Genomic DNA, 24534 nt, shown 5'->3' with positions numbered 1-24534 from the left:
AGACGATGCTCTTTTTTATGGGTCCATTTAGTAGGAGAGAGCCCGATCAGTGAAAACAATACCTCGCAGATGGTCGATCTCGTGGCAGAGACATTTTGCCATCTCTCCGCTGACATTCAAATAGATTACATCGCCGTTTTCATCCTGGGCGCGTACCTTGACAGCCCTGGGCCGCAGGGTCCTTATATGCCGTCCTGGGAAGCTTAGACAGGATTCAATGCATTCCCGTGATCCCTCTGTGTCCAGGATTTCTGGGTTGACAAGCTTCAGATGGTAGCCTGCGTAATCAATGACAATGAGCTGGAGAAGAATACCGGCCTGGTTAGCGGCTAAGGCGGCAGCGCCGGGTGTAAGCAGCAGGGTATTCATCATGTCATCCAGCAGGCTGCGGACCGAGTCGTCAACCTCTTGAACCTTCTGGCATTTCTGTTTTAAAACAGGATCATCATTATAGTGAAGCGGAAGCTTTGGCATGGCATTCTCCTTGACAAGTATTCTAAAAACATTGTATACTGAGAAATTTATGATGTCAATGTTTCCTTTTTGCGTCATAAAAAGGGAAAGCATGTTATAATAAAAAGAAAAATGAACGCTCGGGGAGGAAATAATTTTGCATTACCGAAAAGCGACTATTGAGGATCTTGATCTCTTATGTGAGATCCGAAAGAGACAGTTAATTCATGAAGGACTGGACCCAGTATTCAGTATTGATGATGAGTTGAAGGCTTTTTTCAGAAAAAGCTTCGAGGACAATACGATGATTGAGCTGTTGGCAGTAGAAAATGAAAAAATTATAGCTACGGGTGCGGTTGTTTTTTATGCCTATCCGCCGAGCTATTCAAATAAAACTGGAATGTCTGCCTATATTACCAATATGTTTACAGAGCCTGTATACCGTGGAAAGGGTATTGCCACAAAAATATTGGATATGCTGGTAAGGGAAGTGAAAAGCAGCGGAGTCACTGTAATACGTCTTCGAGCATCAAAATTTGGAATGCCGGTTTATAAAAAATATGGCTTTGTCGAGGAATCTGACTGGCTGTGTATAAAGTAAATAAAACTATACTTGATTTTACATTAAAATACAGTAAATCTAAAACACTGTATCTATCGCAATATCAAAAGAATACAACCATTCATTTTATTACTTATTTACTACTGGCGAATGAGCCTTAGTACACTGATGTTCTGGGATTTGCAAAGATATGGTACAGCACATCAGTATTGAAATATGAAAATTTAATAAATCATATAGATTACAGAACGCGCAAATCTAGCGTTCCTTTTTTATTTCCGGCCATTCTGGTGGCTTTGATTTTCATGAAAGGCGTTGCCTGTTACGATAAAGAGCTGATCGAAAAAATAGCTGAAGAAACTGGCTTTGCTCAGGATTTTGTAAAAAAGAGGAGGAAGCCCGTCTGGAAAGCCGTTTTGCCTATTTGTTCCTGGAATGGGGGGCAATGGCTTATCAGCAGAAGATTACCTCTGGACACCGGAGAGATCGGCATTGATAAATGTATCGATATTATTGTAGATATTGTAGAGAAAAGATGTACTCTAACATCTGTGAAATCAAAAAGATGCCTTTTGTTAAACACAAAACAAATATTCTCTTAAAAGAAGAACTGACAATAATTTTCTGTAAATGTTAAAATATAATTAGATATCATATAAATGATAACTAAAAACACCGACTGAGTGGAAATCATAAAAATCAGCTATATTTAGAGCGATTAGCAGAAAGGACGGAGGATATTGTTTAAAATTAACGACACTGTTTTGTATGGGACAGAGGGTGTTTGTGAAATTAAAGACATCACTCAATTGAACTTTGGCGAAGGAATGATGGAGTACTATGTTTTACAGCCAATATATAAAGATAGTCTGACAATCTTTGTCCATACAGGAAACGATCATTTGATATCAAAGATGCGGCGAATTTTATCCAGAGAAGAAATTGAGGAGATTATCCGTACCATGCCAGAGGAAAAACTGCTGAGCATTGAAGATGAGAGCACACGGGAAATAAAATATCAGGAAATTATTAACAGCGGTGACCGTAGGGCTATTGTAAAGCTGATCAAAACCATATATCTTCGTCAAAAGAACCGCAAGGAACAAAAGAAAAAGCCTTACGCAACTGATGAACGTTTTTTAAAGGAGGCTGAGAAGCTCCTTTATGATGAGTTCGCACTTGTCTTAAATGTAAAGCCAAGCCAGGTTTTGCCCCTTATTATCAAACAGATTGAATACTCGAAAAAGGAGAGAGTCCAATGTACGCAGCCGGCGATTATATAATACTTGAAAAGAATGGAATCTGGCAGGTATCAGAACTTGATACAGATGCCAAAAGCGGAGAAGTCTTGTACTATATCCTCAAAAATCCAAGGGAACCAGACAAGACGAAAAGTATTAGGGCAGATTCAAAAACACTACTCAGGAAACTGGCATCAAAGGAGGATTTGACAGACATTCTGAGCAGAATTCCATATACGCGCACCATTCAGGCGCCGAACAACAAAATTCGTGAAGAATTGTACGAGACAGCCATGAAGTCCTACGATGAGTTGGAATGGATACGTGTGATCAAAACCGCATATCTGAGAAAAGAGGAGGGTAAGCAGATGCCCTTTGAAGAAGAATACAGCCGACAGGCTAAGGATTACTTTCACTGGGAGGTCTCTGTGGTTATGGATATTCCTTTTAACCATGTGGAAGACTATATTGCAGCATCCATTGCGGATGATCTATGGTAATTCAGGCAAAATGCTTTAATATAAAAAGATTTTTCAGAAGGAGGTGAAATTCGGGTGAAACGTATTAAGGAAGCTTGTCTGGAGCAGACCATTCATTTTCTGTTAAATGAAAACCTCTGTCATAACGCGGCATTAAGCGCTGTCAAAGCTGAGGTGGAAGCTTACAAAATGTCGCTTAAAAAGAAGGAGATCAGGCACCGCATTGTGAGTGAGGAAACCATGGAGGATGGTTCTGTTATCTTAAAGCTTAAGAGACAGTATAATGCCTATGCCGTTGGCGATTATATGAGCTAAAAAATTAAGGCTAAAACGCACTTATAACTGCTGTAAAGTGGGAGTGCGTTTTTATTTTTGTTCAATAAGGGTATTTTAAGCGTTAAGGGTAAGAATCTATAAAACAAAAAGCTGAATTCAAATAGATCTTTTTTGTTTTTATAAGCACGGCTCAATCAATAAATCGGTCGTTTTGTGTTATAATGAAAATACTATTTGAAAGCCAGGAGGAAAACATGAAAAAGAAGTCCATTTTCTCTTTGACATTGGTATTATTATTTTTTATATCAGCCGTTCTTTCACCGGTTTATGCCGAATCAGAGGAAGAGCTCCAGAAAAAAAAGGCAGAAGCCAGCCAGAAGAAGGCGGAATATGAATATCAAATTGATATGAAGCAGAACACGGCTGAGGGAATCGAAAATGAGATCAATAAGGCTGAGGAAAAAATCAAGACCATCACAGACAAGGTCAATGCCTTCGATGGCCAGATCAGCGAGATCAATACAAATCTTGAAATGAAGAACCAGCAGCTCGCAGGCACTCAGGCAAAGCAGGCCGAACAGGAAAAAGACCTGGAAGAACGTCTGAGAGTCATGTATATGTTTGGCAATGAAGGTTACGCTAGCGTCCTTTTTTCTTCAACCAGCTTTACTGATTTTATCGCTAAAGCAGACATGATCCGCCTGATTGCCCAGGCTGACCGAAACGTGGTCAATGCTTTGGAGACAACCGCAAAACAAGTCAAAACACAGCAGGAGGAGATAAAAGCCGATAAAGAGCAGCTGGAGTCCTTGAAGCAGGAACAGGAGATTGCGTTAGCCAGCCAGAATGATATTAAGGAACAGGAAAAGATTCTTTTAGCTGAAAACCAACACGTGATTGATGAATTGCAGGCAAAAGCAGACGCCGAGCAAGCAGTCTACGCGGCTGCAGATAATAGTTTAGCAGCTATTGCAGCTGAAAGAGAAGCCCAGGCGCAACAACAACTAAATGATTGGAAAAACAATCAGGGTGGTGGAAATAACACCGGCAGCGGCAATGAATCCGGCAATACCGGAGATGGCTCAGGATCAACAGAAGAACAACCTAAACCAGATCCTGGTCCTGCCCCATCTGTTGGTCTTGTCTGGCCTATTGCTTCACAATACCATCCGATTTATTGGGATGATATGTATGGTGATCGAATTCATCCAATCACAGGTGTTTGGACATGGCACAGCGGTTACGATATGGCAGCGCCTGAGGGAACCTCTGTCTTTGCTCCAGGCGATGGTATTGTGACCTATGCTGACTGGAATGGCGGTTATGGCAAATGTGTTATGATTGCTGTGGACGGTGGAACAGTTTTGCTTGGTCATTTAAGCAGTATTGCTGTTTCTGAAGGTCAGTTTGTACGTCAGGGTGAACATGTCGGCGGTGTCGGTACAACGGGTAATTCCACCGGTAATCACCTTCATTTAAGTTTCCTGGTTAATGGAAACTACGTCGATCCCTTAAACTATATGCACTGGTAATAAAAGGACAATAAAAAACAAGATGCCGGATAAATCTGGTACCTTGTTTTTTACTTTATCAGAGAGTTATTTGTTTTTATGCCATACCGAGGCGTTCAGGCAGAGGGCAAAAGAGACCCAGAGAATATATGGCAGCATAAGCCTTGCGGCCGTTTTACTTACCTTGGCGTATTCTTTAGCAGTATAGAGAATTGTCAAGAGGAGAATAGACATTTCGATCAGAGCTGCACCCCTTAAATGAAATTTAAAAAACAGAAAAGACCAGATAAAGTTAAGACTGAGCTGGAGTCCGTCTGCTTTGTGAATAGCCATTTCCTGTTCATCGTCTGCGGCTTCCAGAGCCTTGTACTTTGCAAGCCCCATCAATGCGTAAAGGGTTGTCCAGGCCACTGGAAATGCCCATTTAGGCGGTGCAAAGCTGGGCTTATCCAATTCAGAATATTCTTTTACATCTTTAGATATAGCCTTGCCGACAACAGAGCCAAGAGCCAAAGGGACGGCTAAACAGGCAGCCAAACGTTTTGGGTTTGTTTTTTTAAATAATTCAGACATTATAATCAATCCTTTCGATAATGTATATAAGTAATTTACCCGGAGTCGCTCCTTTAAAACCAAACACACTAATAATCTGAAATTTTAATAAAGCATGGATTATTCCAAGTGAAAAAGGTGTATATATATGGCAAAGAAAGAAAATAGAAGCAGACAAATTGCTTCTATTTTTATGCTTAAATTGGACTTGTTTCTGGGAATATGGGATAATAAATAAAAAAACATCACGAGGCAGAAATGAAAATAAATAAAATCGCATTAATCGGCGCCGGTGCACTGGGCGTGCTGTATGGAAGCCGCCTGACCGAAGCTTTTGGTAATGAACGTGTTTATTTCATCGCGGATCAAGAACGTACTGCGCGTTACAAGAAAACCCCTTTTACCTGTAATGGAAAGATCTGTGACTTTCGCTATGTTGAGGATACAATGAAAACCGAAACTGTGGACCTTATTATTGTCGCGGTAAAATATACCGGAATCGACCAGGCAGTGAAAAGTATCCGTAATTTTGTGGGCAGAGAGACCATGATTATTTCATTGCTCAATGGCATTGCCAGTGAAGAGGTGATTGCGGAGGCCTTTGGGCAGGAGCATTTGCTTTATTGCGTGGCTCAGGGGATGGACGCAGTGAAAGAGGGCTCTGATGTCCACTACGATAACGGTGGCATTTTATTGCTGGGGAGCCAGGATAACACCAGAACAGCGCCACTGCAGGCTGTTGCAAAGATACTGGAGACGGCCGATATTCCTTATAAAATTCCTTGCGATATTCACTATTGTCTGTGGAACAAGCTCATGCTGAACACTGGTGTCAACCAGACCGCAGCGGTTTTTGAGACAAATTACGGAGGGCTTCAGAAAGAGGGCGAGGCCAGAGATCTGATGCTGAAGGCTATGGAAGAAGCTCGGATAGCGGCGGCTTACGAGGGAGTTTGTCTGACAGAAGCGGACATTGCGGAGTGGCTGCGGGTTTTGGATAGTCTGAACCCTGAGGGAATGCCCTCTATGCGGCAGGATACCAAGGCGCATCGTAAAACCGAGGTGGACCTTTTTTCAGGAACCATCTGCAAGCTTGGGAAAAAACACAGCTTTGAAACGCCAGTCAATGATTATCTCTATGAACAGATTCATAAAATAGAGGAGGCATATGATTAAAAAGACTCCCATCGGGGTAAATTAAAAATAGCCGCTTAAAGAGCGGTGGGATCGAAGAGATCTCTGTGATACCCTTCAGTGTGACTGAGGGGTATTTTTTTGCGTAAAAAAGGCCAGCCTGTGCTGGCCTTTTTAATCAGTCAAAGTTATCCATTGACGACTTCGCCGCCGTTTACATGAATTACCTGTCCTGTTACATAGCTTGAGTCATTACTGGCAAGATAGACATAAGCCGGTGCCAGTTCGTAGGGCTGACCGGGCCGGTCAAGCGGGACATCTTTGCCAAACCGTTTAACATGCTCCTTGCTGAAAGTGGCCGGGATAAGTGGTGTCCAGATCGGCCCGGGAGCAACGCCGTTTACACGAATCGCTTTACCAAGAATCTCCTGATTGCTCGACAACGCCCGGGTAAAGGAGACGATGGCGCCCTTTGTGGCAGAGTAGTCCAGAAGAGTAGAGCTCCCGCGGTATGCTGTTACAGAGGTTGTGTTTACAATGGCAGCCCCTTTGTTGAGATGAGGCAGGACAGCTTTGACCATGTAAAACATACTGAAAATATTTGTTCGGAATGTTCGGTCAAGCTGGGCTGGTGAAATCTCAGTAATACTCTCTGCTACGTGCTGTTCGCCAGCATTGTTTATTAATACATCAATATGGCCATATTGCTCAATAATCTTGCTCACGGCTTTCTTTACAAAAGCGTCATCACCGACATCTCCCTTTATGGAGAGGGCTTCTGCGCCCAGCTCTTTCACGCGCCTGACAATGGCGGCAGCGTCATCATCGGAATCCAGATATAGAATGGCGAGCTTTGCGCCTTCTTTGGCAAAGGCAATTGCTACGGCGCCACCGATTCCGCTGTCTCCGCCAGTAATGACAGCGACTTTGTCTTTAAGCTTTCCGCTGCCCTGATATTCCGGATTTTCCATTACAGGTTCAGGTGAAACATTTTTAGTGGAATCATCGATATAATAGCCTTTTTGCGGTTCCTGAGTTTGTATGTTTACCTGATTTTCTTTTTCACTTTTCATAATATTACGCCTTTCTTTTTAAAATTTATATTAATTGGATACCCATTCACTTTTTAAAGCGACAATAGAGCTTTTCCTTTTAGGTTTATTAAAGCTTTTCTCGATTCTGAAAAAAAGCTTGAACATTTGAGAGAAGTGATAAGGAGACATAAAAATCGGGTAAACAATAGTTAACAATTATTAATGGAGGAACTCATTATGAAAGATGATAAAAGAATTGAACCAACTAACGACGGCGAAGGCGTTATTGAACAGCGTGCCAGTGAAAAGGAACGCCCAACCAATGACGGTAAGGGTATGGAAGGCAATGACAAAGATAAAAAATTCTTTGGGGCAAGAGCTCTGGAAGAAGACGAAAAAGAATAAACCTTACGGTATATAAGCTGCGCGGCCGCGCAGCTTTTTTTCATGCAGAAAAAAAGAAGCCTATTAAGACTTCTTTTGCTGATGATCATAAATCCAAAAGCTGCCAATAGGCGTATTATTATTATCAATTTGGCATCCAAGGGCTTGGGCTGCCTGCTGTACATCCTTTTGTGAAAAGATTTCAAAAATATTTATCTCCATCTGTCCATTTTCGTTAAACGCGTTCTTTGCCATCTGGTCAGAGAGGTATTCCTTTAAAAATACAGTTTTGTCCATGTCCGTACACTCCTTTTTTATAGTATGAATAAATCATACCCAAAACGAAGCAGAACAAAGCAAATAAGTCTGACACTATTGGCTTTTCTCTTTTTCTTTATGATACTTATAAACTTTCCAGCCGATGGGAATGGCAATAATGGCAAGGATGACTAAAATAAAGATAAGCCATGTGAATGCTCGCTGCAAGTAAAAAACAGAGGACTGGACAGCAAAGCTGAAACGAATGCCAACAACCATTCCAATGACAAAAATAATGGCGATTCCCACAACGTATAAGATGATTTTTGTTTTTAAATTGCTCTTTTTTTCAGGTTCTTTATCCTGTTGGACTTTTTCAATTTCTTGATCCTTCATAGGGGCCTCCTTTTAACTAACGTATGGTTTTAGTATAACCAATTTAGTTTAAAAGTAACAGAGGTTTCTGTTTAAAAGCATTAAAATTTTAATAAATCTGTTGGTTAAATTTAAGAATTTTTAAGTTGTCTGGCATGAGAGACAGGATTATACTGAAATTAAGCTTAATGAATAAGGAAGGGAAAATGAATGCGTAAAAGAATATTGATAATCGACGATGATGTGGAGCTTTGTTCTCTGCTTTTAAGATGTCTTGAACGAGATGGATACGAGGTATGTGCTGTGCACACTGGTGCCACGGGATTAAACCGTCTGGAAGAGAAAGAGGCCACACTGGTTGTACTGGATGTGATGCTGCCCGAGATGAGTGGCTTTGACGTTCTTACCGAGATTCGAAAAACAAAAAGTACACCAGTGCTGATGCTGACAGCCAGAGACAGTGAAAATGATAAAATACTAGGCCTGAAAAGCGGCGCAGACGACTACCTCACAAAGCCCTTTTCGATTAATGAATTCATGGCCCGTGTGGAATCCCTGATTCGGCGCTATACCATCTTAAATCATGATAACCCATGCAAAGAGAGTAGACTTGCTTTTAAAGGAGGTCTGTTAATCAATCCGGTGGAAAGAAGTGTCAGCATACAGGAAAAAAAGATTGCGTTGACAAACAAAGAATTTGATCTTCTCTGCTTTCTGGCAGAAAATCCTGGACAGGTTTTTACCAAGAAACAGCTCTATATACAGATATGGCAAGAGGAGTATGCCTTTGATGATGGGAATATGATGGCCTATATCAGTAAGCTGCGCAGAAAGATTGAGAAAAAAGATCAGGAAACAAGCTATATTCAAACGATCTGGGGTGTGGGTTATCGTTTTAATAAAGAGGCTGTTTTATGAACATCACAGTTTTGACAGTTCTGTGTTTGATGCTCATTGCAGCTGTTTTGACCCTGGGCATCCGGCTTTTTAAGGTCAAAAAGCAGATGATAAAGGCCGGTATTATTCTTGATGAAATTGAGAAAGGCAATTTAAATCGCCGGATTTTAGCGAGAAAGGGGGATATGACCGCAGAACTTTGCTATAAAATCAATAAAATTGTCATGAACAGTGAGCGTGAAATTGCTTCGTTGAAGAAAATTGAAAGGACAAACCGACAGCTGATGACCAATTTGTCCCACGATGTCCGGACTCCGCTCACTTCTCTTATCGGCTATCTGGACGTATTAAACAGCGAAAAGACAGAAACTGAGGAGGGGAAAAGGTATCTGGGCATTGTCTGGTCAAAGGCTTATGATCTTAAAGATTATGTAGACGTTCTTTTTGACTGGTTCAAGCTGGAGTCAAGGGAATACCCTTTTTCTTTTGAGGAGCAGGACATATGTGAGCTCACCAGGAATGGGCTTATCGACTGGATTCCGTTATTTGAAGAAAATAATCTTGACTACACAGTCCATATCCCAGATGAAGAATACCAGGTCAGGCTTGATACGCGTTCATGGAACCGTATCCTGAATAACCTTGTCCAAAATGCCGTAAAGCACAGTGGGGGTTCTTCGCTTGAAATCGGTATCGAGAGGTGTAAAAATAGCGTAAGGCTCTGGGTAAAAGACAATGGGAGCGGTATTGCTCATGATCAGCTTTCCCATATTTTTGAGCGACTGTACAAATGCGATTCGTCGAGAAGCGGCGCGGGCACCGGTCTTGGGCTGGCCATTACAAAGGAACTGGTTCAGGCAAATGGAGGGACCATTCAGGCAGACAGTGTTTTATATCAGGGCACTGTTTTTACAGTTATCCTGCCTTTATGCTAAAAACTAGAAAAATGCAAGGTTTTGGTAATGAATGTACAAGCTGTTTTTCCTATACTGAAAAGCAGCAAAAGAAAAGGAGAAAAACAGATGCATAAACTGATCATTCAGACAAAGGATTTAACCAAAACCTATGGTGAGCAAACCGTTGTAGACCACGTTAACCTTCATGTAAGGAATGGGAAAATTTATGGCCTTTTGGGCCGAAATGGCGCGGGAAAAACAACAATTATGAAAATGATGATGGGTCTTACCCATATAACAGAGGGAGAAATTGAAATCTTTGGCCAGGGGGTCGGGGCGCGTCAGAAAGACATTTATCCTCGTATTGGCGCGATTATTGAAGCCCCTGGATTTTATCCTAATCTTACGGGGACAGAAAACCTAAATGTATTTGCCAAGCTTAGGGGGATAGTAAGCCCAAATGCGGTTAAGGAGGCGCTGGAGCTTGTTGGACTTCCCTATAATGATAAAAAGCTTTTTTCAAAATATTCACTGGGCATGAAGCAGCGCCTCGGAATTGCAAATGCCATCATACACGATCCAGAGCTTTTGATTCTCGATGAGCCAACCAATGGACTGGACCCTATCGGCATTGCCGAAGTCCGGAAATTCATTCGGTTTTTAAGCGAGGAACGAGGAAAAACCATTTTAATATCAAGCCATATTTTACCCGAAATTGCTCTTCTGGCCGACGATATTGGCATACTCCACAACGGTGTTCTTCTGGAGGAAAACAGTCTGGCAGCTCTGCAGAAAAAGAATGAATGCTATATTGCCTTTAAAGTCTCCTCGACGGCTAAGGCCGCCAGAGTGCTTGAACAGTTTTTGGGAATCACACATTATGTTATCGAGGATGACCACAGCCTGAGGGTGCTGGACACAAGTCAGGATATCGCAAAGATTAATAAAGCTTTTATGATGAATGAAATAGCTGTGAGCCGATCCGATTTGTGTGAGGAGACCCTCGAGGATTATTTTAAAAAGATCACCGGAGGTGAGGGGATTGCTTAACTTGATCCAGGCCGAATTTATGAAAATCAAACGGCAGAAATTTATCATTTTGACACTGCTGGCATCTTTGCTGGTGCCGCTGCCATGGTGTGTGGTGTGTATCCGTGATAACCTGGGCTTTCAAAACCTCTTTCAGGGCATGCTGGTTTACGGAGGTCTGTTATTTTTGCCCTGTGTGCTGTGTATCGCGGCAGCTACCCTGTTTTACAGAGAAGAAGATTATGATACTCTCAAGAATATCATTATGGTTCCTGTGAGTAAAACAGCTCTTGTTCTGTCCAAGATGACAGTATTGCTGATCTTATCTGTTGCCTACTGTGTTTTGGGGCTGCTGGTCTGCATCTTTCTGAGTTTTTTTCTGCTGAATGGCGGACTGGCAGAATTCAGAATAACCGCAGTGCAGGATACGCTGATGCTGGCTGTATTTGTATTTTTAGCCATCACCCCTATGATTACGCTCATATTGCTGTTTAAAAAGGGATATATCTTTGCGGTGATTATATCTTTTATTTACGCTATCAGCAGTTTCTCGGTTCTTTTAGTCGGCGTAAAGGTCATGTTTCCCATGATGGCGGTTTTTCAGCTTGTTATCATGCAGCACAACCTGAATATTGAAAAGCTGCCCCAGGAGAGCATTGACTTTTATCATTATCTCATGTACCCAGCTGGGGTATCGCTCGCCTGCCTGATTGCAGTGGCTCTGGTTTCGATCGGACTGGCTATCTTCATTTATAAACAGCAGGAAAATTAGGAGGAATGGTATGAGTACTTTAATACAGGTAGAATTTTTCAAACTTAAACGCTATAATATTCTGATTTTAGGGGTATTTACCACTCTCGGAACTGTGATGATCGCAGTGTATCAAGCATGGAGCATGCGTTTTTATGGCATAGACTTTCCAGGAATAGCTGATTTTGTGCTCTGGGATGGGCTGACCCTGCTCCAGCCCTTTACCATTACACTTATCGGTGGTTTTATTTTAAAACGAGAGCTCACAGACCGTACCATGCCCGCAGTATTAATGGTGCCAGTTTCAGAATCAAAACTGTTGGCAGCCAAACTTATCATTATCGCCGTTGTCACTGAGTTTTTGGTAATTTTAGAGTATATCATGACCATTGGTGCGGCCTTTATGCTGGGTGTAGGTGAGAGTATTACGGTTCTTCTGTTGCTCAGCTACTTTTATAAGTTTACGGTCATTGGGTTCACGACCTTTATTGCCATGCTGCCGCTTTTTATTGTTACGGCCTATTTCAGAAAAGGGTATCTGGCCAGCACCGTCATTGCTTTTTTTATGGGATTTTTGGGAATTATGGCAGCGAACAGCCCCACCCTCGTGAATCTGTGGCCGTTAACAGCGGGCCTCAGCCTCATTGATTATCAGAGCTCCGGGGCGAAATACAATTATTATAACCCTGTCATTTCCCTGATGGTTCTGGTTCTTGTTTTATTGTTCACGGTAGTCATGATACACAGGACAGGAAAGCGGAAGAAGGATTTTTAAATAAAAAAAGTGCCGGCATTTAAGTGCTGCCGACACTTTTCACATTTAAGGTTAACGGATAGCTTCGTGCTTGATAAAGGTACCTTCCTCTAGCTCCTCAAAAGCATGCATGAGCTCCTCACGAGTGTTCATAACAATGGGACCGCCCCAGGCCACAGGCTCATCAAGCCGTTTTCCAGAGAAAAAGACAAATCGGGAATCCTGTCCATCCGGGGCTTTAACAGTGATGGAATCACCGGAGCCAAACAACACCGCTGTCTTTTCATCAATGTTTTTTCCTTCGATCACGGCGTCTCCTTGAATCAGGAAAATAAAGACATTATCTTCCGTTTTGGTGGGGAGGGTAAAAGTTTTTCCAGCATTTACTGTAACATCGTAAAGAGTCGCCTGAATGTGACGAGGTTCTACACCTTTGACGCCTTCATATTCACCGGAGATTACACGGACCAGTGCCGTATCACTTGCTTTTTTCTTGATCATGTCACCTGTGATGTCAAAATAAGCGGGAGCAGCCATTTTTTCATCTTTTGGAAGGTTGATCCAGAGCTGAAGCCCCAGCATATGATCCGAAGGCTGCGGCATTTCCTGATGGAGAATACCACTTCCTGCAGTCATCCACTGGCTTTGGCCAGATTTGATGGAGCCCCTGTTGCCAAGACTGTCCTGATGCTCAATATCTCCTTCGATAAGATAGGTGACTGTTTCAATTCCTCTGTGGGGATGGAAGGGAAAGCCCTTTATATAATCGTCTGGATTTTTAGAATCAAAGGAATCCAGCATTAAAAACGGATCAAAATCCTGGACGTCATTATTGCCCAATACTCTTACCAGATGGACACCCGCCCCATCAATGGCATATTGCCCTTTTACTGTTTTGGTTATTTTACGTTCTGACATAAAAACACCTGCTTTCATGGTTTGAAATCACTTATATTCCATAATGAATACATCATGTAGGAATAAATCTACCCATAAAACACAGGCATAATGAATGTTTAAGTATTTTTTAAGGTTTAAAAAGTGAGGCATGCAACGAGGAGATCAAGGATATTGTCGGGTCCCTCTGTAAACGGGTGTGTGTTAAGGTTACCTTGCCCAATGGGTAAATTTGTGATATAATTTATAATCATTATGAAGTGTGGAGGAAGGGTAATGGATAAAAAAGATTATGAACGTGTTGACAAGCCCATGAAGAAGGCCTGTATTGATCCTGATCGTTATTATGGCGAAATGATGGCTATTATAAGAGCTGGTGAAGTCATTCCGTATCCCGCATATGCTGCCTTTACAACAACACCGGTGATCGAGCGGATTCAGAGGGCATCTGAAGATGATAAAATCTGTATTGCTCAATATCTGTTTAAAAACTCGCATAACGAGCTGGAGGTCAATAATATTACAGAGCTGCCTATGGCAATGATTAAAGAAATAAAAAAAGCGTTGAACTAACTGAATAAAAAAGAGACACACTCAATTGTGCATCTCCTGCGGGGCCGTTTTAAACGGCCTTTTTTAGTTAATACGGACGGCGCCTTCCACAACGCCTAAAATTTTCACTGTTTCTTTGGGATAGGTCTCTTCTTTATAAAACTCAATATTAAGGGGCTTCAGGATGATTGTATTCTCCACGATATAGACCCGGCGCAGCCGCACGTTTCCGTTTTCAAGAAGAACCAGGGCGTCCTGGCCATCACTGCAGTTTTCCTGAAGGCAGATATTTAGAATATCATCTTTATAGTAACGGTCGAACATGCTGTGGTCGCGCAGAGTGACCATGATATATTCGTGGCCGTTCCTGATTTTTCTGGGAAGGCTTTCCGTGGTGTATTCCTGGGGTTCTGGAGCCTCAATACTGCCATCAATATTGACGATGGATGAAGTGATACTAGAGGGGATAAAGAGCTCTACATTGTCATTCCAGTTCATGCTTTCACAACCTTTCTTTATAAAAATACAACCTGCAAAAATGTGTTTTCCACAGCAGCGTCCATTAACACCTGCCGCAGCTTTTCAGCGTAAGGGCCCAGATGAGCTTCGGCGGCATTAAAATGAATTATTTCGAGTCTGGTACTGGTAGCGATGCCTGTGAGAGCATCCCAGAGAGCATCGAGGTTTTTGCCGTAATAATCATGGATTTCAAGCTTTTTTTCAATATATGTATGGGCAGTCTGGATGGTATCCATAAACTGACCGTCAAGGGTAATACTTCTCACGCTCAATCGCTCCTTTAAAATATAATTTCTTCAAAGCTGTTATAATGATCGTTTGTATAATAAATCAGACCGTCGCTTGAGTAGATAATTCGTTCCGCGCCACGGTAGCCGCCTTCATAGTTGATATCACATTCCTTCCATGTACGTCCCTTAGCCTCAGGCAGCTTTTTGTCATAGTTTCCAAAACGGTCTCCGCCGATGCTTTTGCCTTTGGCCACCTTATCCAGGTTTCCTTTCTGACTGTCCCAGCCCAGCTTTTGAGCTTCTTTTTTAGTAATAAAATTGGAGGGCAGCTTCTGGTAAGTGTGTATATAAAGCGCAACATCCTCCTTGGAGGTGTAGGCACCGTTTTCTGTAATTTGTGAGACACTGCCACCAGTGATATCCGTACCCGTTGGTAATGTGCTGCCGCAGCCTGTTATCAGAAGTGCAACCATCAACAGCGGCAGGAGTGCTTTAAATAAACGCTTTAGCATTAATGACTTCCTTTCCTTAGGTTTGAATCAATTATATCATAGACCATGTAAAATTTGAATGTTGTATATTCTATTGGATTTAAGGGGTTTTTAATAATCCCTCGTTATACTGTAATAAATGTTATAATTTTGTAAATACATAAGGGGAAAATGATGACTGAAGAAAGCTTTTTTGAAACAGCCGATGAGACGTCCTTTGATGAGGCCTTTGAGATATTAGACGCTTCGTTTCCAGATACTGAAAAACGCTCCTATGAAGGACAGAAAGCACTTTTAGAACAGCCCGATTATAAACTGTTGATCAAACGGACCGATATGGGCAGAACCATTGCACTTTTAGGCGTCTGGGTTTTTGATGATTTTGATTTTATCGAACACGCCGCGGTGTCTGAAAAGGCAAGAGGTGGTGGTATTGGAAGCCGGATATTCAAAGAATATTTTAAAGAAAATGACCGGATGATCTTTTTAGAGGTAGAGCACCCCAATGAGGAGGATGCCAAGCGCCGGATCAAGTTTTATAAAAATTTGGGTTTTCATCTTAACCAGTACGAGTATTATCAACCGCCTTTGAAACCAGGCATGCCTGAGTTGCCGCTCTATGTTATGACCTACCCTGACCCCATTGATGAGGAACGTTTTGAGTACTGTAAGGGTGTTTTAATGGATACCGTTTATCATAAATCATTAAAACCATGAAATACAAAAGCCTGCCGTTGTAGAAGCATACAACGGCAGGCTTTTTATTCATTATTCGGCCAAAACACTCTTGTAGGACGGGTTGTTTGCAAATTCGGATACAGCAAAGGAACAGAGCGGGGTGATTTTTTTATGCTTGTCTCTGGCATATTGAACAGCCTTTTGGACTAAAGCACCGCCGAGCCCTTTTCTGCGTGCGGCGACAGATACGCCTACATGTGTAATGATCCACTCATCACCATTTTGAGTAAAATTCAATTCACCCAATTCGGTGCCGTGTTCATCAGTTGCCAGAATGCGGTTTTCTTCCAGTTGATATGTCATTGTAAAGACCTCCTTGGGATGGTTTATTAATGCTATAAGGCATTACGCTTATTATTATACCGAAAATTCTTAAACTTAACCATAAAATGTGATATAATCATTTTAGGAAGAGGTAATCGGCTTCATATGGAAACATATGTATTATGTTTTTTAAAGAAGGGAAAAAACAATGAATACGGAGTATGGGAAGACAATGGACAAAAAGAGGCTGCGGATGCTACTGGGGCTTATCGGGGCAGTGCTTGTACTGTGTATTGTGGCAATTATTATTTTTAATATGAACAATACCCCTGAGAAAGCTTTAAACACTTATATCGATGCAGTCAATCAGCGTGATTATGAAAAAATGTACAGTCTGATCAGTGATGAAAGCCAAGACAGCTATTCTAAAGAAAAATTTATTGAGCGGAACAAAAACATATATGAAGGTATCGAAGCACAGAACCTGACCATTACAAAGATACAGAACGCAGAGAAAATTGATTCCAAATATACAAGGGTAACTTACGATTCTTCGATGGATACAGTAGCGGGAACACTTAAAGAATTGAACTTTGTGAATTTAAAAAAAGACGGTATGTTTAAACCCTATCAGATCGTTTGGGATTCTTCAGTCATTCTGCCGGCGCTGCAGGATGGGGATAAGGTCAATGTAAGCACCGATGCCGCAGACCGGGGAAATATTGAGGATCGTAATGGAAATCTTCTGGCCACAACCGGCGTGGCTTCCTCTGTAGGTCTGGTTCCTGGAAAAATAAATCCGGAAACCAGAGAGGCAGATATAGCAAAGGTTGCAGAGTTTCTCGAAATAACAACTGAAAATATTCAGACTGCCCTATCTGAGGGATGGGTAACCGATGAAACCTTTGTCCCTATAAAAACAGTGGCTGCTGGCAATGCAGAGCTTGAGGCTGCACTGCTGCAGATACCGGGCGTTATGATCAATGATAAAATGGTCCGGGTCTATCCCTATGGTGAAAAGACATCGCAGCTCACAGGTTATATACAGGGGATCAGCGCCGAAGAGCTTGAGGAAAAAAAGGATCAGGGATATACTGAGTCCAGCGTTATCGGAAAGAGTGGTCTTGAAAGACTTTATGACAAGCGGTTAAGGGGTCAGGAAGGGGCAACCATCTCCATTAGTTATACAGAAAATAATGGTGAGGTGAAGACCATCGCCATCCTGGAGAAAGCAGCGGTCAGCGGAGAAAATATCAAAACGACTATCGATGCGAATTTACAGAGTGCGCTTTATAACCAGTTTGCAGGGGATAAAAGTGCATCGGCGGCCATTAATCCCAAAACCGGTGAGGTACTGGCTCTTGTCAGTACGCCGAGCTACGATGCTAATACTTTTATACTGGGGCTAAGCGATGAACAGTGGCAGAGTATGAATGCCGACCCGGCAAATCCACTGCTTAACCGTTTTGAGGCTACCTATGCGCCTGGTTCCTCATTTAAGCCGGTGACTGGTTCCACTGGTCTGCAAACCGGTGCCTTTACGGCGGATGAGGACTTTGGCGAAAGTGGTCTTGTCTGGCAGAAGGACAGCAGCTGGGGAGATTTTAATATCACTACACTGGAGGAATACAGAGGGCCGACAAATCTGGAGAACGCCCTTATCTATTCGGATAATATTTATTTTGCCAAGGCAGCCTTGAAAATCGGAGGGGATCGATTTGCTGAAGCGCTAAAGAAAATGGGGTTTGGCGAGACGCTTCCCTTTGAGCTTGATATGACAGCATCTCAGATTTCTGACAGCGGCGCCTTCGACAGTGAAGCGCAGCTGGCGGCCAGCGGTTTTGGGCAGGGACAGGTTCTGGTGAACCCGCTGCATATGGCTTCGATTTATTCGGCCTTTGTTAATGATGGCAGTATGGTCAAGCCCTATATCGAATACAAGGACAACGCACAGGCTGAATATTGGAAGACGCAGATTTTGACAAAAGAGGTGAGCAATACCATTCGTAACGACCTGATACAGGTAGTGGAAAGTCCAGCGGGTACAGGCCATGAGGCTCAGATTGACGGCTTGAGCATTGCCGGCAAAACAGGGACCGCAGAGATCAAGACATCCCAGGAAGATACTTCTGGGACAGAGCTTGGCTGGTTTAATGCCTTTACCGCTGACTCTTCAAGTGCACAGCAGCTTATGGTCATCAGTATGGTCGAGGATGTCAAGGATCGTGGTGGAAGCCATTATGTTGTCCCCAAGGTCAAGACAGTCTTTGAGACGCTGACACATTAAATTCCAGATTTTTGGGAACATGGTTTGACTTTTATATAACAGGATGGTTATACTAAAAGCACAATAGAGTGAAAGGACATTTTAAAGATGAGTAAAGCACAATGGCGTGGCGCTACCCTGCTGGCACCAGTGCCAGCTGTAATGGTATCCTGCGGCAGCATGGAGGAATCCAACATTTTAACCATAGCCTGGACGGGTATTATCAATTCGAATCCACCTAAGACCTATATTTCTATAAGGCCAGAGCGCTATTCTTATAATATTATAAAAAAAACCGGAGAATTTGTTATCAATCTGACGACTTCACCCCTGGTGAAAGCCACGGATTTCTGCGGCGTGCGCTCAGGCCGGGATTTCGATAAGTTTGAAAAAATGGCACTGACAAAGGAGCCTGCTGTACAACTGGGCTGCCCTATGATTGAGGAAAGCCCTGTGAGCCTTGAGTGTCGTGTGACAGAAATAATCCCTCTCGGTTCTCATGACATGTTTTTAGCGGATATCCTGGCAGTTAATGTTGATGAACAGTATCTGGATGAAAGAGGAAAGCTGCATCTGGATAAAGCACAGCTCATAAGTTATGCTCACGGCGAATACTTTGAGCTTGGGAAAAAGCTAGGCAGCTTTGGTTACACGGTTCGAAAGAAAAAGAAAAGAGCCAGAAAAAAGAATGTCAAAAAGTAATATGGAGCTCCTATTGTCAACTATACCTTAAAACAAGGTTGACAATAGGAGCTTTTTCTTTTATACTTTTTTTAATTAAAGCTTAGGAGAAAAAGATGGAAACAACGATGACAAAAACGCGTTCCATGGTTCAATGTGCGTTATTCGCCGCGCTAGTGGCGATTGGCGCTTTTATACAGATTCCCGTACCTTATATGGATTATTTTACGCTGCAATTCCTGTTTGTGCTACTGGCAGGTATGCTTTTGGGCTCAGTCCGCGGCGCATTGTCGGTGGGGGTTTACGTATTAGTGGGCCTTACTGGATTCCCGGTGTTTGCAGCAGGCGGCGGTATCCAATATATCTTCAGGCCAAGCTTTGGCTATCTGCTTGGGTTTATCCTGGCAGCGTGGGTGACAGGTTTTACTCTTCAGAGAGGGAAGACCTATGGCCGCTACCTTTTAGCTGCCTTCGGGGGCCTTTTGATTACTTACACCATTGGTGTGGTCTATAAGTATATGATACTTAATTTCTATATGACGGAGCCGACTCCGTGGAGCATTGTTCTTTTATCCTGCTTTCCCCTCGATCTTCCCGGGGATATCCTGCTCTGCTTTGTTAGCGCTGGACTGGCACACAAGGTAAAGCCATTATTGAGGAGGATATGATGAACATTAAAGCCTTAACAGAAAAAATAAAATCGGGTTATGAGATCAGCAGGGAGGAAGCGCTGGAACTGGCGTATACTTCCAATGCTGAGGCACTGGCTGTATACGCGGATAAGATTAGAGAACATTTCTGCGGCATGGATTTTAATCTATGCACTATCATCAACGGAAAAAGTGGACGATGCAGTGAAAACTGCGCTTATTGCGCTCAGTCTGTCTGGTTTAACACTTGTGTGGAGGAGTATCCGCTTCTTCCGGAGGAAATCGTGGTAGAAAGCGCCAGCTCTAATTATCGTCAGGGGGTACATCGTTTTTCGATCGTAACTTCTGGAAAACAGCTTGAAGATGAGGAGCTTGATGCAGTCTGCCATATATACAGAAAACTTGCAAAGACAACTCCGATAGGTCTCTGTGCCTCGCATGGACTTCTGAGTTATGAAGCGCTGTTAAAGCTTAGAAAATCCGGTGTAACGCGTTATCATAATAATCTTGAAACCTCGGAAGATTTTTTTGCAAAGATTTGTACAACTCATACCTATTCGGATAAAAAGGCTGTTATCAGAGACGCCCAGAGAGCAGGGCTTGAGGTATGCAGTGGGGGAATTATTGGGCTCGGTGAATCCATGGAGGATCGTATTGATATGGCTTTTACCCTGAAACAGCTGGGTGTGAGATCGGTGCCGCTCAACGTGCTAAATCCGATTCCTGGGACGCCTCTTGAAGGAAACGGCCGCCTTGCATATGATGAAATAATCCATACAGCTGCTATCTTCCGTTTTGTTTTACCCAATGTACAACTTCGCTTGGCCGGGGGGCGTGCACTGTTTCCAGATAAAGGAAAGCGTCTGATGAAAGGGGGCGTAAACGCAGCGATTTCAGGAGATATGCTTACCACAGCAGGAATTGCGACTAATGAGGATATCGCTATGATTAAAGCCATTGGATTTGAGGTAAAAGCTAATGCATAAGGGAATATTTATTACTGCCACTGGTACAGATGTGGGGAAAACCTATATCACCGCCAGAATTATTAAAGGACTTATCGGGCAAGGCATAAATGCTGGATATTATAAAGCTGCGCTCAGTGGCACAGAGGTTGAAGATGGAAAGAGAATCGCGGGTGACGCTGCCTATGTATTCCGCTTTGCAGGACTTAAAGGTGAGCCTAACCAGGCTGTGACTACAATACTTGATTATCCGGCGTCACCACACCTTGCGGCGAAGATGGAGAATAAGAATATTACACTGGCACCCATACTGCGGGATTTTGACAAAGCGGTCTCGATTTATGACTATGTGGTGATGGAGGGGAGCGGCGGCATTATCTGTCCCTTAAGCTTAGAAGAAACGGTGCTTATGCTCACGGATGTAATAAAAGCTCTGGCGCTAGATATCGTGATTGTTGCAAATGCAGGTCTTGGGGCCATTAACAGCACGCTTCTAACTCTGGAATATGCCAAAAATCTGGAAATAAACGCACGCTGTATTGTGCTGAACAGGTTTGACAACGATTCTGCCATACATTGTGATAATAAAAGGGTCCTTGAAGCGATGACAGGCCTGGAGGTATTGGTCTGCGAAACTCAGGGAGATTTGGATGTTTTGGCGATTAAAAAAATTTTACTTGCAAATCTACTTGACACGGTCTGATACCTCCGATATAATTGATAGTGTTAAAAGGGAGTAGTTGAAACGGTAAAGTCAACATACTGGTGCGGGGCGCCTGGTTTTACCGCCTTTATTTATTCAAAGGTAATGAGACTTTTAGCGTATTTTTAGAATACGCTGGAGGTCTCTTTTTTGATGTTGGCCTATTTTTTATTAAAATTGGCCTCAAATAAGATCGGCGCCGAGACAAATACAAATTTCTGAGAAATTTGTGATTCCTGTACAATCTTTTAACAGGATAAAAATTTAAAAAGGAGTATCGTTGATGAAAGCATTTCTAGAAACGACAAGTCAGACGCTTGAACGGCTAGATGTCGATCCGGAATTGGGATTAAGGAAAAACCAGATCGAAACCAGCCGTTTAAAGTATGGGGTTAATGCGTTCACCAAAGGAAAGCCAAAATCTGTTTTTAAAAAGATATGGGATGCGGCAACAGAACCGATGATTGTTATGCTGCTAGTGGCAGCTGCAATTACCCTGGGTGTTAATTTTGTTCGCTATTTTACCGGAGGACAGACCGAATTCGTTGAATGTATCGGTATTTTCGCTGCTATTTTTCTGGCAGTCGGTGTTACCGTCATTATGGAGGGACGGAGCGAAAAGGCTTTTGAAGCCTTAAACCAGATTAATGAGGATGTACAGGTTAAGGTTATGCGGGACGGCAGCATTACCCTGATATCCCAAAAAGACCTGGTGGTCGGAGATATTATGGAGGTAGCTACCGGTGATATGATTCCTGCTGATGGTCGTGTGATCGAGTCGCTGGGGCTGAGAGTCGACGAATCCTCTTTGACGGGAGAAAGCCTGCCGGTTAAAAAAGAAGCGGAGCTGGTTTATGATAACCCCAAGACCCCAGTGGCCGAACGTGCCAATATGCTCTACTCCGGGTGCTTTATAACCGGAGGCAGCGGCACTATGATCGTGACTGAGGTGGGAGATGGCACCGAGTTTGGAAGTATCGCGCGAGAACTTTCCAAAACAGAAAAAGGCTCCACACCGCTTCAGGAGAAGATGGACCGATTAGGAAAGCTTATTACAATTCTGGGTGCAACCGCAGCAGCTATTGTTTTTATTATTCAGCTGATCATCTTTGCTTCAACGGGTACCTTTAATCTGGATACCGTATCTGAAGCTTTTATTACCAGTATTGTTTTGATCGTTGCAGCGGTACCTGAGGGGCTTCCAACCATTGTGGCGGTTTCGCTGTCCATTAATATCATTAAAATGGCCAGACAAAACGCTCTGGTTAAAAAGCTGATCGCTTGTGAAACTATTGGGTGTATTAACGTGATCTGTTCGGATAAAACCGGCACGTTGACAGAAAATCGCATGACGGTTACAGATATTTATTCAGACGGGCATCTGATTACGCCAAAAAATCTTAATAATGAAACCCTGATCCAAAATTTTACCATCAATAGTACCGCGGATATCGAACAGGGGAACCAGCCCAAATTTATTGGAAACCCGACAGAATGTGCTTTGATCATGGCCTACGAAAAATCAGAGGAACGCTGTGCGTCCTACAGCGATCTGCGTAAAAATGCCAAGATTACTTTTGCTTTTCCATTCTCCTCTGAGACAAAAAATATGACGACTATTGTTGAACAAAAAGATGGGAGTATGGCCTACTCTAAAGGAAGTCCTGAAAAAATCATCAGCCAGTGCAGCCATATTATGATTGATGGACAGCCTGTTCCTTTTTCGGAAGCACATATCCAGAAGATTGAAAAGGAAATGACAGGCTTTGAGAAAAAAGCCCGCCGTGTGCTTGCCTTTTCACATAAACCACTTTCAGGTGTTCGGACAATAACGGAGTACGAAGAACACCGCACACATATTGAGTCCGATATGATTTTTGATGGTTTTGTCGCTATTACAGACCCGCTGCGTGAGGATGTCTATGAAGCGGTTAACCGATGCCGTAAAGCAGGAATCGAGCTGAAAATCCTGACGGGGGACAATATTGTAACAGCCCGCGCCATCGCCGATGAACTGGGGTTGCTGAAGCCTGGTGACGCGGCGGCTGAGGCTCATAAGCTCGAAGATCTGAGTGAAGAACGCCTCATCGAGCTGCTGCCAAGGATCAAAGTTATTGCCCGAAGCACTCCAGTCGTTAAAATGCGTGTGGTCAACGCCTTGAAGAAAATGGGGAATGTAGTTGCTGTAACCGGGGATGGCATAAATGATGCGCCGGCCATCAAAAATGCTGATGTCGGCATCGCTATGGGGATTACCGGGACTGAGGTTTCCAAGGAAGCCAGTGACATTGTACTGCTTGACGACTCTTTTTCCACTATTGTCAAGGCAGTTCAGTGGGGTCGCGGGATCTACGAGAATTTTCAGCGTTTTATCCAGTTTCAGCTTACCGTTAACCTTTCATCGGTTATCGTGGTGTTGTCCTGTATTCTGCTTGGACTAAAGTCTCCTTTTACTGCCCTTCAGCTTTTGTGGATCAACATTATTATGGATGGGCCGCCGGCCCTTACGCTGGGCCTTGAACCAATTCGTGACGATCTTATGAACCGCCAGCCCATCTCCCGGGATTCCAACATTGTGAGTAAAGGTATGCTTTCACGTATTGCCTGCAATGGGATTTTTGTGTCAATCATTTTTATGATGCAGGCTCTGTTCAATATTCTGGGTGGCACCGAAGGAGAACAGTACACCATTCTGTTCACACTTTTTGTGGTCATGCATTTGTTCAATGCTTTTAACAGCCGTGAGCTTACAGATAAAAGCGTCTTTTCAAATTTTTTCAGCAATCGTCTGATGCTGCTGGTTTTTGGCCTGACCTTTCTGCTGCAGGTAATCATCACCCAGTTTGGCGGAATTCTTTATAACACCGTACCTTTATCCCTAAGCATGTGGGGCAAGATTATTACCTTAGGTTTATCGGTTATCGTTGTTTCTGAAGCGTTCAAGCTTATCAAGAGAAAAGTTTTTAAAATAGCATAAAATAAAAAAGACTCT

At 42.9% G+C, this 24534-nt stretch carries 31 protein-coding genes; 21 read left to right on the top strand and 10 right to left on the bottom strand.

The window, feature by feature from the left end; genetic code table 11:
• Positions 1-27: 27 nt before the first annotated feature.
• On the bottom strand, positions 28-474 hold the full coding sequence (def, locus tag CPZ25_RS03865; protein WP_058694523.1) for a peptide deformylase: 447 nt from the start codon (positions 472-474) through the stop codon (positions 28-30).
• A 136-nt stretch (positions 475-610) separates the two neighbouring features.
• Between def and CPZ25_RS03860 the strand changes: the two genes are divergently transcribed.
• From CPZ25_RS03860 to CPZ25_RS03835, 6 genes are all read left to right on the top strand, one after another.
• A complete protein-coding gene (locus CPZ25_RS03860) occupies positions 611-1054 on the top strand; it encodes a GNAT family N-acetyltransferase (protein WP_082669281.1) in 444 nt (147 codons plus the stop codon).
• Positions 1055-1320: 266 nt separating this feature from the next.
• On the top strand, positions 1321-1617 hold the full coding sequence (locus CPZ25_RS03855; protein WP_096919823.1) for a hypothetical protein: 297 nt from the start codon (positions 1321-1323) through the stop codon (positions 1615-1617).
• Positions 1618-1755: 138 nt separating this feature from the next.
• The gene (locus CPZ25_RS03850) at positions 1756-2298 is read left to right on the top strand and encodes a CarD family transcriptional regulator (protein WP_167495154.1); all 543 of its coding nucleotides are present in this window, start codon (positions 1756-1758) and stop codon (positions 2296-2298) included.
• On the top strand, positions 2274-2756 hold the full coding sequence (locus CPZ25_RS03845) for a CarD family transcriptional regulator (RefSeq protein ID WP_058694527.1): 483 nt from the start codon (positions 2274-2276) through the stop codon (positions 2754-2756). The genes CPZ25_RS03850 and CPZ25_RS03845 overlap by 25 nt, the downstream gene beginning before the upstream one ends.
• Positions 2757-2810: 54 nt before the next feature.
• Positions 2811-3050: a hypothetical protein gene (locus CPZ25_RS03840; protein ID WP_096919825.1), complete on the top strand. Its 240-nt coding sequence runs from the start codon at positions 2811-2813 to the stop codon at positions 3048-3050.
• Positions 3051-3265: 215 nt separating this feature from the next.
• Entirely contained in the window at positions 3266-4543 is a 1278-nt protein-coding gene (locus tag CPZ25_RS03835) for a murein hydrolase activator EnvC family protein (protein WP_167495153.1), read from the top strand.
• 66 nt (positions 4544-4609) lie between these two features.
• On the opposite strand, the gene CPZ25_RS03830 is transcribed toward CPZ25_RS03835, so the two are convergent.
• Complete coding sequence (locus CPZ25_RS03830) at positions 4610-5095, bottom strand: TspO/MBR family protein (RefSeq protein ID WP_058694530.1); 486 nt, start codon at positions 5093-5095, stop codon at positions 4610-4612.
• A 237-nt stretch (positions 5096-5332) separates the two neighbouring features.
• Between CPZ25_RS03830 and CPZ25_RS03825 the strand changes: the two genes are divergently transcribed.
• Positions 5333-6250: a ketopantoate reductase family protein gene (locus CPZ25_RS03825; RefSeq protein ID WP_096919827.1), complete on the top strand. Its 918-nt coding sequence runs from the start codon at positions 5333-5335 to the stop codon at positions 6248-6250.
• Between the two features lie 146 nt (positions 6251-6396).
• Here the strand turns inward: CPZ25_RS03825 and CPZ25_RS03820 are convergent, their stop codons facing one another.
• Positions 6397-7281 (bottom strand): SDR family oxidoreductase, encoded by an 885-nt coding sequence (locus CPZ25_RS03820; protein ID WP_096919828.1) that lies wholly within the window; start codon positions 7279-7281, stop codon positions 6397-6399.
• A gap of 198 nt (positions 7282-7479) precedes the next feature.
• On the opposite strand from CPZ25_RS03820, the gene CPZ25_RS20350 reads away from it, so the two are divergent.
• Complete coding sequence (locus CPZ25_RS20350; protein WP_167495152.1) at positions 7480-7647, top strand: hypothetical protein; 168 nt, start codon at positions 7480-7482, stop codon at positions 7645-7647.
• A gap of 63 nt (positions 7648-7710) precedes the next feature.
• Here the strand turns inward: CPZ25_RS20350 and CPZ25_RS03815 are convergent, their stop codons facing one another.
• Positions 7711-7923: a hypothetical protein gene (locus CPZ25_RS03815; protein WP_074616813.1), complete on the bottom strand. Its 213-nt coding sequence runs from the start codon at positions 7921-7923 to the stop codon at positions 7711-7713.
• Positions 7924-7998: 75 nt separating this feature from the next.
• Positions 7999-8280 carry a hypothetical protein gene (locus CPZ25_RS03810; RefSeq protein ID WP_058694534.1) on the bottom strand — a complete coding sequence of 94 codons (282 nt, stop codon included), beginning with the start codon at positions 8278-8280 and terminating at the stop codon, positions 7999-8001.
• Between the two features lie 189 nt (positions 8281-8469).
• Between CPZ25_RS03810 and CPZ25_RS03805 the strand changes: the two genes are divergently transcribed.
• The 5 genes from CPZ25_RS03805 (at position 8470) to CPZ25_RS03785 (ending at position 12607) form a co-directional block, all read left to right on the top strand.
• On the top strand, positions 8470-9177 hold the full coding sequence (locus tag CPZ25_RS03805; RefSeq protein ID WP_058694535.1) for a response regulator transcription factor: 708 nt from the start codon (positions 8470-8472) through the stop codon (positions 9175-9177).
• Positions 9174-10091, top strand: coding sequence for a sensor histidine kinase (locus tag CPZ25_RS03800; RefSeq protein ID WP_096919829.1), 918 nt, complete (start codon positions 9174-9176; stop codon positions 10089-10091). The genes CPZ25_RS03805 and CPZ25_RS03800 overlap by 4 nt, the downstream gene beginning before the upstream one ends.
• A gap of 87 nt (positions 10092-10178) precedes the next feature.
• Positions 10179-11102 carry an ABC transporter ATP-binding protein gene (locus tag CPZ25_RS03795; RefSeq protein WP_096919830.1) on the top strand — a complete coding sequence of 308 codons (924 nt, stop codon included), beginning with the start codon at positions 10179-10181 and terminating at the stop codon, positions 11100-11102.
• Positions 11095-11853, top strand: coding sequence for an ABC transporter permease (locus CPZ25_RS03790; RefSeq protein WP_058694538.1), 759 nt, complete (start codon positions 11095-11097; stop codon positions 11851-11853). The genes CPZ25_RS03795 and CPZ25_RS03790 overlap by 8 nt, the downstream gene beginning before the upstream one ends.
• Before the next feature lie 10 nt (positions 11854-11863).
• Positions 11864-12607, top strand: coding sequence for an ABC transporter permease (locus CPZ25_RS03785; protein WP_058694539.1), 744 nt, complete (start codon positions 11864-11866; stop codon positions 12605-12607).
• A gap of 51 nt (positions 12608-12658) precedes the next feature.
• Here the strand turns inward: CPZ25_RS03785 and CPZ25_RS03780 are convergent, their stop codons facing one another.
• The gene (locus CPZ25_RS03780) at positions 12659-13504 is read right to left on the bottom strand and encodes a pirin family protein (protein WP_058694540.1); all 846 of its coding nucleotides are present in this window, start codon (positions 13502-13504) and stop codon (positions 12659-12661) included.
• Between the two features lie 255 nt (positions 13505-13759).
• Between CPZ25_RS03780 and CPZ25_RS03775 the strand changes: the two genes are divergently transcribed.
• On the top strand, positions 13760-14056 hold the full coding sequence (locus CPZ25_RS03775) for a hypothetical protein (RefSeq protein ID WP_074616818.1): 297 nt from the start codon (positions 13760-13762) through the stop codon (positions 14054-14056).
• Between the two features lie 63 nt (positions 14057-14119).
• On the opposite strand, the gene CPZ25_RS03770 is transcribed toward CPZ25_RS03775, so the two are convergent.
• From CPZ25_RS03770 to CPZ25_RS03760, 3 genes are read right to left on the bottom strand one after another with little or no spacing between them, the layout of a single operon-like run.
• The gene (locus tag CPZ25_RS03770; protein WP_074616819.1) at positions 14120-14533 is read right to left on the bottom strand and encodes a LexA family protein; all 414 of its coding nucleotides are present in this window, start codon (positions 14531-14533) and stop codon (positions 14120-14122) included.
• A gap of 17 nt (positions 14534-14550) precedes the next feature.
• Entirely contained in the window at positions 14551-14820 is a 270-nt protein-coding gene (locus tag CPZ25_RS03765) for a barstar family protein (RefSeq protein ID WP_074616820.1), read from the bottom strand.
• Between the two features lie 14 nt (positions 14821-14834).
• Positions 14835-15296, bottom strand: coding sequence for a ribonuclease domain-containing protein (locus tag CPZ25_RS03760; RefSeq protein ID WP_058694544.1), 462 nt, complete (start codon positions 15294-15296; stop codon positions 14835-14837).
• A 150-nt stretch (positions 15297-15446) separates the two neighbouring features.
• Between CPZ25_RS03760 and CPZ25_RS03755 the strand changes: the two genes are divergently transcribed.
• Positions 15447-15992 (top strand): GNAT family N-acetyltransferase, encoded by a 546-nt coding sequence (locus tag CPZ25_RS03755; RefSeq protein ID WP_058694545.1) that lies wholly within the window; start codon positions 15447-15449, stop codon positions 15990-15992.
• A 51-nt stretch (positions 15993-16043) separates the two neighbouring features.
• On the opposite strand, the gene CPZ25_RS03750 is transcribed toward CPZ25_RS03755, so the two are convergent.
• Complete coding sequence (locus CPZ25_RS03750) at positions 16044-16316, bottom strand: GNAT family N-acetyltransferase (RefSeq protein ID WP_058694546.1); 273 nt, start codon at positions 16314-16316, stop codon at positions 16044-16046.
• Positions 16317-16485: 169 nt separating this feature from the next.
• Here CPZ25_RS03750 and CPZ25_RS03745 point away from each other — a divergent pair, with 169 nt between their 5' ends.
• The 6 genes from CPZ25_RS03745 (at position 16486) to CPZ25_RS03720 (ending at position 24519) form a co-directional block, all read left to right on the top strand.
• Complete coding sequence (locus CPZ25_RS03745) at positions 16486-18564, top strand: penicillin-binding transpeptidase domain-containing protein (RefSeq protein ID WP_243129338.1); 2079 nt, start codon at positions 16486-16488, stop codon at positions 18562-18564.
• An 87-nt stretch (positions 18565-18651) separates the two neighbouring features.
• The gene (locus CPZ25_RS03740) at positions 18652-19245 is read left to right on the top strand and encodes a flavin reductase family protein (RefSeq protein WP_096919831.1); all 594 of its coding nucleotides are present in this window, start codon (positions 18652-18654) and stop codon (positions 19243-19245) included.
• 95 nt (positions 19246-19340) lie between these two features.
• Entirely contained in the window at positions 19341-19892 is a 552-nt protein-coding gene (locus CPZ25_RS03735) for a biotin transporter BioY (RefSeq protein WP_082669284.1), read from the top strand.
• A complete protein-coding gene (gene bioB, locus CPZ25_RS03730) occupies positions 19889-20860 on the top strand; it encodes a biotin synthase BioB (protein WP_074616822.1) in 972 nt (323 codons plus the stop codon). The genes CPZ25_RS03735 and bioB overlap by 4 nt, the downstream gene beginning before the upstream one ends.
• The gene (gene bioD / locus CPZ25_RS03725) at positions 20853-21542 is read left to right on the top strand and encodes a dethiobiotin synthase (protein WP_096919833.1); all 690 of its coding nucleotides are present in this window, start codon (positions 20853-20855) and stop codon (positions 21540-21542) included. Before bioB ends, bioD begins: the two co-directional genes overlap by 8 nt.
• Positions 21543-21825: 283 nt before the next feature.
• Complete coding sequence (locus CPZ25_RS03720) at positions 21826-24519, top strand: calcium-translocating P-type ATPase, PMCA-type (protein WP_096919834.1); 2694 nt, start codon at positions 21826-21828, stop codon at positions 24517-24519.
• Positions 24520-24534 lie beyond the last annotated feature (15 nt).

The organism is Eubacterium maltosivorans (assembly GCF_002441855.2).
Taxonomy (GTDB): Bacteria; Bacillota; Clostridia; order Eubacteriales; family Eubacteriaceae; genus Eubacterium; species Eubacterium maltosivorans.
Note: the sequence above shows the minus strand (reverse complement) of the source record. Positions and strands in the feature narration are given on the sequence as shown.

What these genes read in the sequence shown, in the direction of transcription:
- CPZ25_RS03845 (WP_058694527.1), top strand. Translation starts at nt 2,274, where the DNA reads ATGTACGCAGCCGGCGATTATATAATACTTGAAAAGAATGGAATCTGG.
- bioD (WP_096919833.1), top strand. Translation starts at nt 20,853, where the DNA reads ATGCATAAGGGAATATTTATTACTGCCACTGGTACAGATGTGGGGAAA.
- CPZ25_RS03720 (WP_096919834.1), top strand. Translation starts at nt 21,826, where the DNA reads ATGAAAGCATTTCTAGAAACGACAAGTCAGACGCTTGAACGGCTAGAT.
- CPZ25_RS03760 (WP_058694544.1), bottom strand. Translation starts at nt 15,296, where the DNA reads ATGCTAAAGCGTTTATTTAAAGCACTCCTGCCGCTGTTGATGGTTGCA.
- CPZ25_RS03810 (WP_058694534.1), bottom strand. Translation starts at nt 8,280, where the DNA reads ATGAAGGATCAAGAAATTGAAAAAGTCCAACAGGATAAAGAACCTGAA.
- CPZ25_RS03825 (WP_096919827.1), top strand. Translation starts at nt 5,333, where the DNA reads ATGAAAATAAATAAAATCGCATTAATCGGCGCCGGTGCACTGGGCGTG.
- CPZ25_RS03805 (WP_058694535.1), top strand. Translation starts at nt 8,470, where the DNA reads ATGCGTAAAAGAATATTGATAATCGACGATGATGTGGAGCTTTGTTCT.
- CPZ25_RS03835 (WP_167495153.1), top strand. Translation starts at nt 3,266, where the DNA reads ATGAAAAAGAAGTCCATTTTCTCTTTGACATTGGTATTATTATTTTTT.
- CPZ25_RS03795 (WP_096919830.1), top strand. Translation starts at nt 10,179, where the DNA reads ATGCATAAACTGATCATTCAGACAAAGGATTTAACCAAAACCTATGGT.
- CPZ25_RS03800 (WP_096919829.1), top strand. Translation starts at nt 9,174, where the DNA reads ATGAACATCACAGTTTTGACAGTTCTGTGTTTGATGCTCATTGCAGCT.
- CPZ25_RS03750 (WP_058694546.1), bottom strand. Translation starts at nt 16,316, where the DNA reads ATGACATATCAACTGGAAGAAAACCGCATTCTGGCAACTGATGAACAC.
- bioB (WP_074616822.1), top strand. Translation starts at nt 19,889, where the DNA reads ATGATGAACATTAAAGCCTTAACAGAAAAAATAAAATCGGGTTATGAG.
- CPZ25_RS03775 (WP_074616818.1), top strand. Translation starts at nt 13,760, where the DNA reads ATGGATAAAAAAGATTATGAACGTGTTGACAAGCCCATGAAGAAGGCC.
- CPZ25_RS03735 (WP_082669284.1), top strand. Translation starts at nt 19,341, where the DNA reads ATGGAAACAACGATGACAAAAACGCGTTCCATGGTTCAATGTGCGTTA.
- CPZ25_RS03780 (WP_058694540.1), bottom strand. Translation starts at nt 13,504, where the DNA reads ATGTCAGAACGTAAAATAACCAAAACAGTAAAAGGGCAATATGCCATT.
- CPZ25_RS03815 (WP_074616813.1), bottom strand. Translation starts at nt 7,923, where the DNA reads ATGGACAAAACTGTATTTTTAAAGGAATACCTCTCTGACCAGATGGCA.
- def (WP_058694523.1), bottom strand. Translation starts at nt 474, where the DNA reads ATGCCAAAGCTTCCGCTTCACTATAATGATGATCCTGTTTTAAAACAG.
- CPZ25_RS20350 (WP_167495152.1), top strand. Translation starts at nt 7,480, where the DNA reads ATGAAAGATGATAAAAGAATTGAACCAACTAACGACGGCGAAGGCGTT.
- CPZ25_RS03785 (WP_058694539.1), top strand. Translation starts at nt 11,864, where the DNA reads ATGAGTACTTTAATACAGGTAGAATTTTTCAAACTTAAACGCTATAAT.
- CPZ25_RS03755 (WP_058694545.1), top strand. Translation starts at nt 15,447, where the DNA reads ATGATGACTGAAGAAAGCTTTTTTGAAACAGCCGATGAGACGTCCTTT.
- CPZ25_RS03770 (WP_074616819.1), bottom strand. Translation starts at nt 14,533, where the DNA reads ATGAACTGGAATGACAATGTAGAGCTCTTTATCCCCTCTAGTATCACT.
- CPZ25_RS03740 (WP_096919831.1), top strand. Translation starts at nt 18,652, where the DNA reads ATGAGTAAAGCACAATGGCGTGGCGCTACCCTGCTGGCACCAGTGCCA.
- CPZ25_RS03830 (WP_058694530.1), bottom strand. Translation starts at nt 5,095, where the DNA reads ATGTCTGAATTATTTAAAAAAACAAACCCAAAACGTTTGGCTGCCTGT.
- CPZ25_RS03820 (WP_096919828.1), bottom strand. Translation starts at nt 7,281, where the DNA reads ATGAAAAGTGAAAAAGAAAATCAGGTAAACATACAAACTCAGGAACCG.
- CPZ25_RS03745 (WP_243129338.1), top strand. Translation starts at nt 16,486, where the DNA reads ATGAATACGGAGTATGGGAAGACAATGGACAAAAAGAGGCTGCGGATG.
- CPZ25_RS03855 (WP_096919823.1), top strand. Translation starts at nt 1,321, where the DNA reads ATGAAAGGCGTTGCCTGTTACGATAAAGAGCTGATCGAAAAAATAGCT.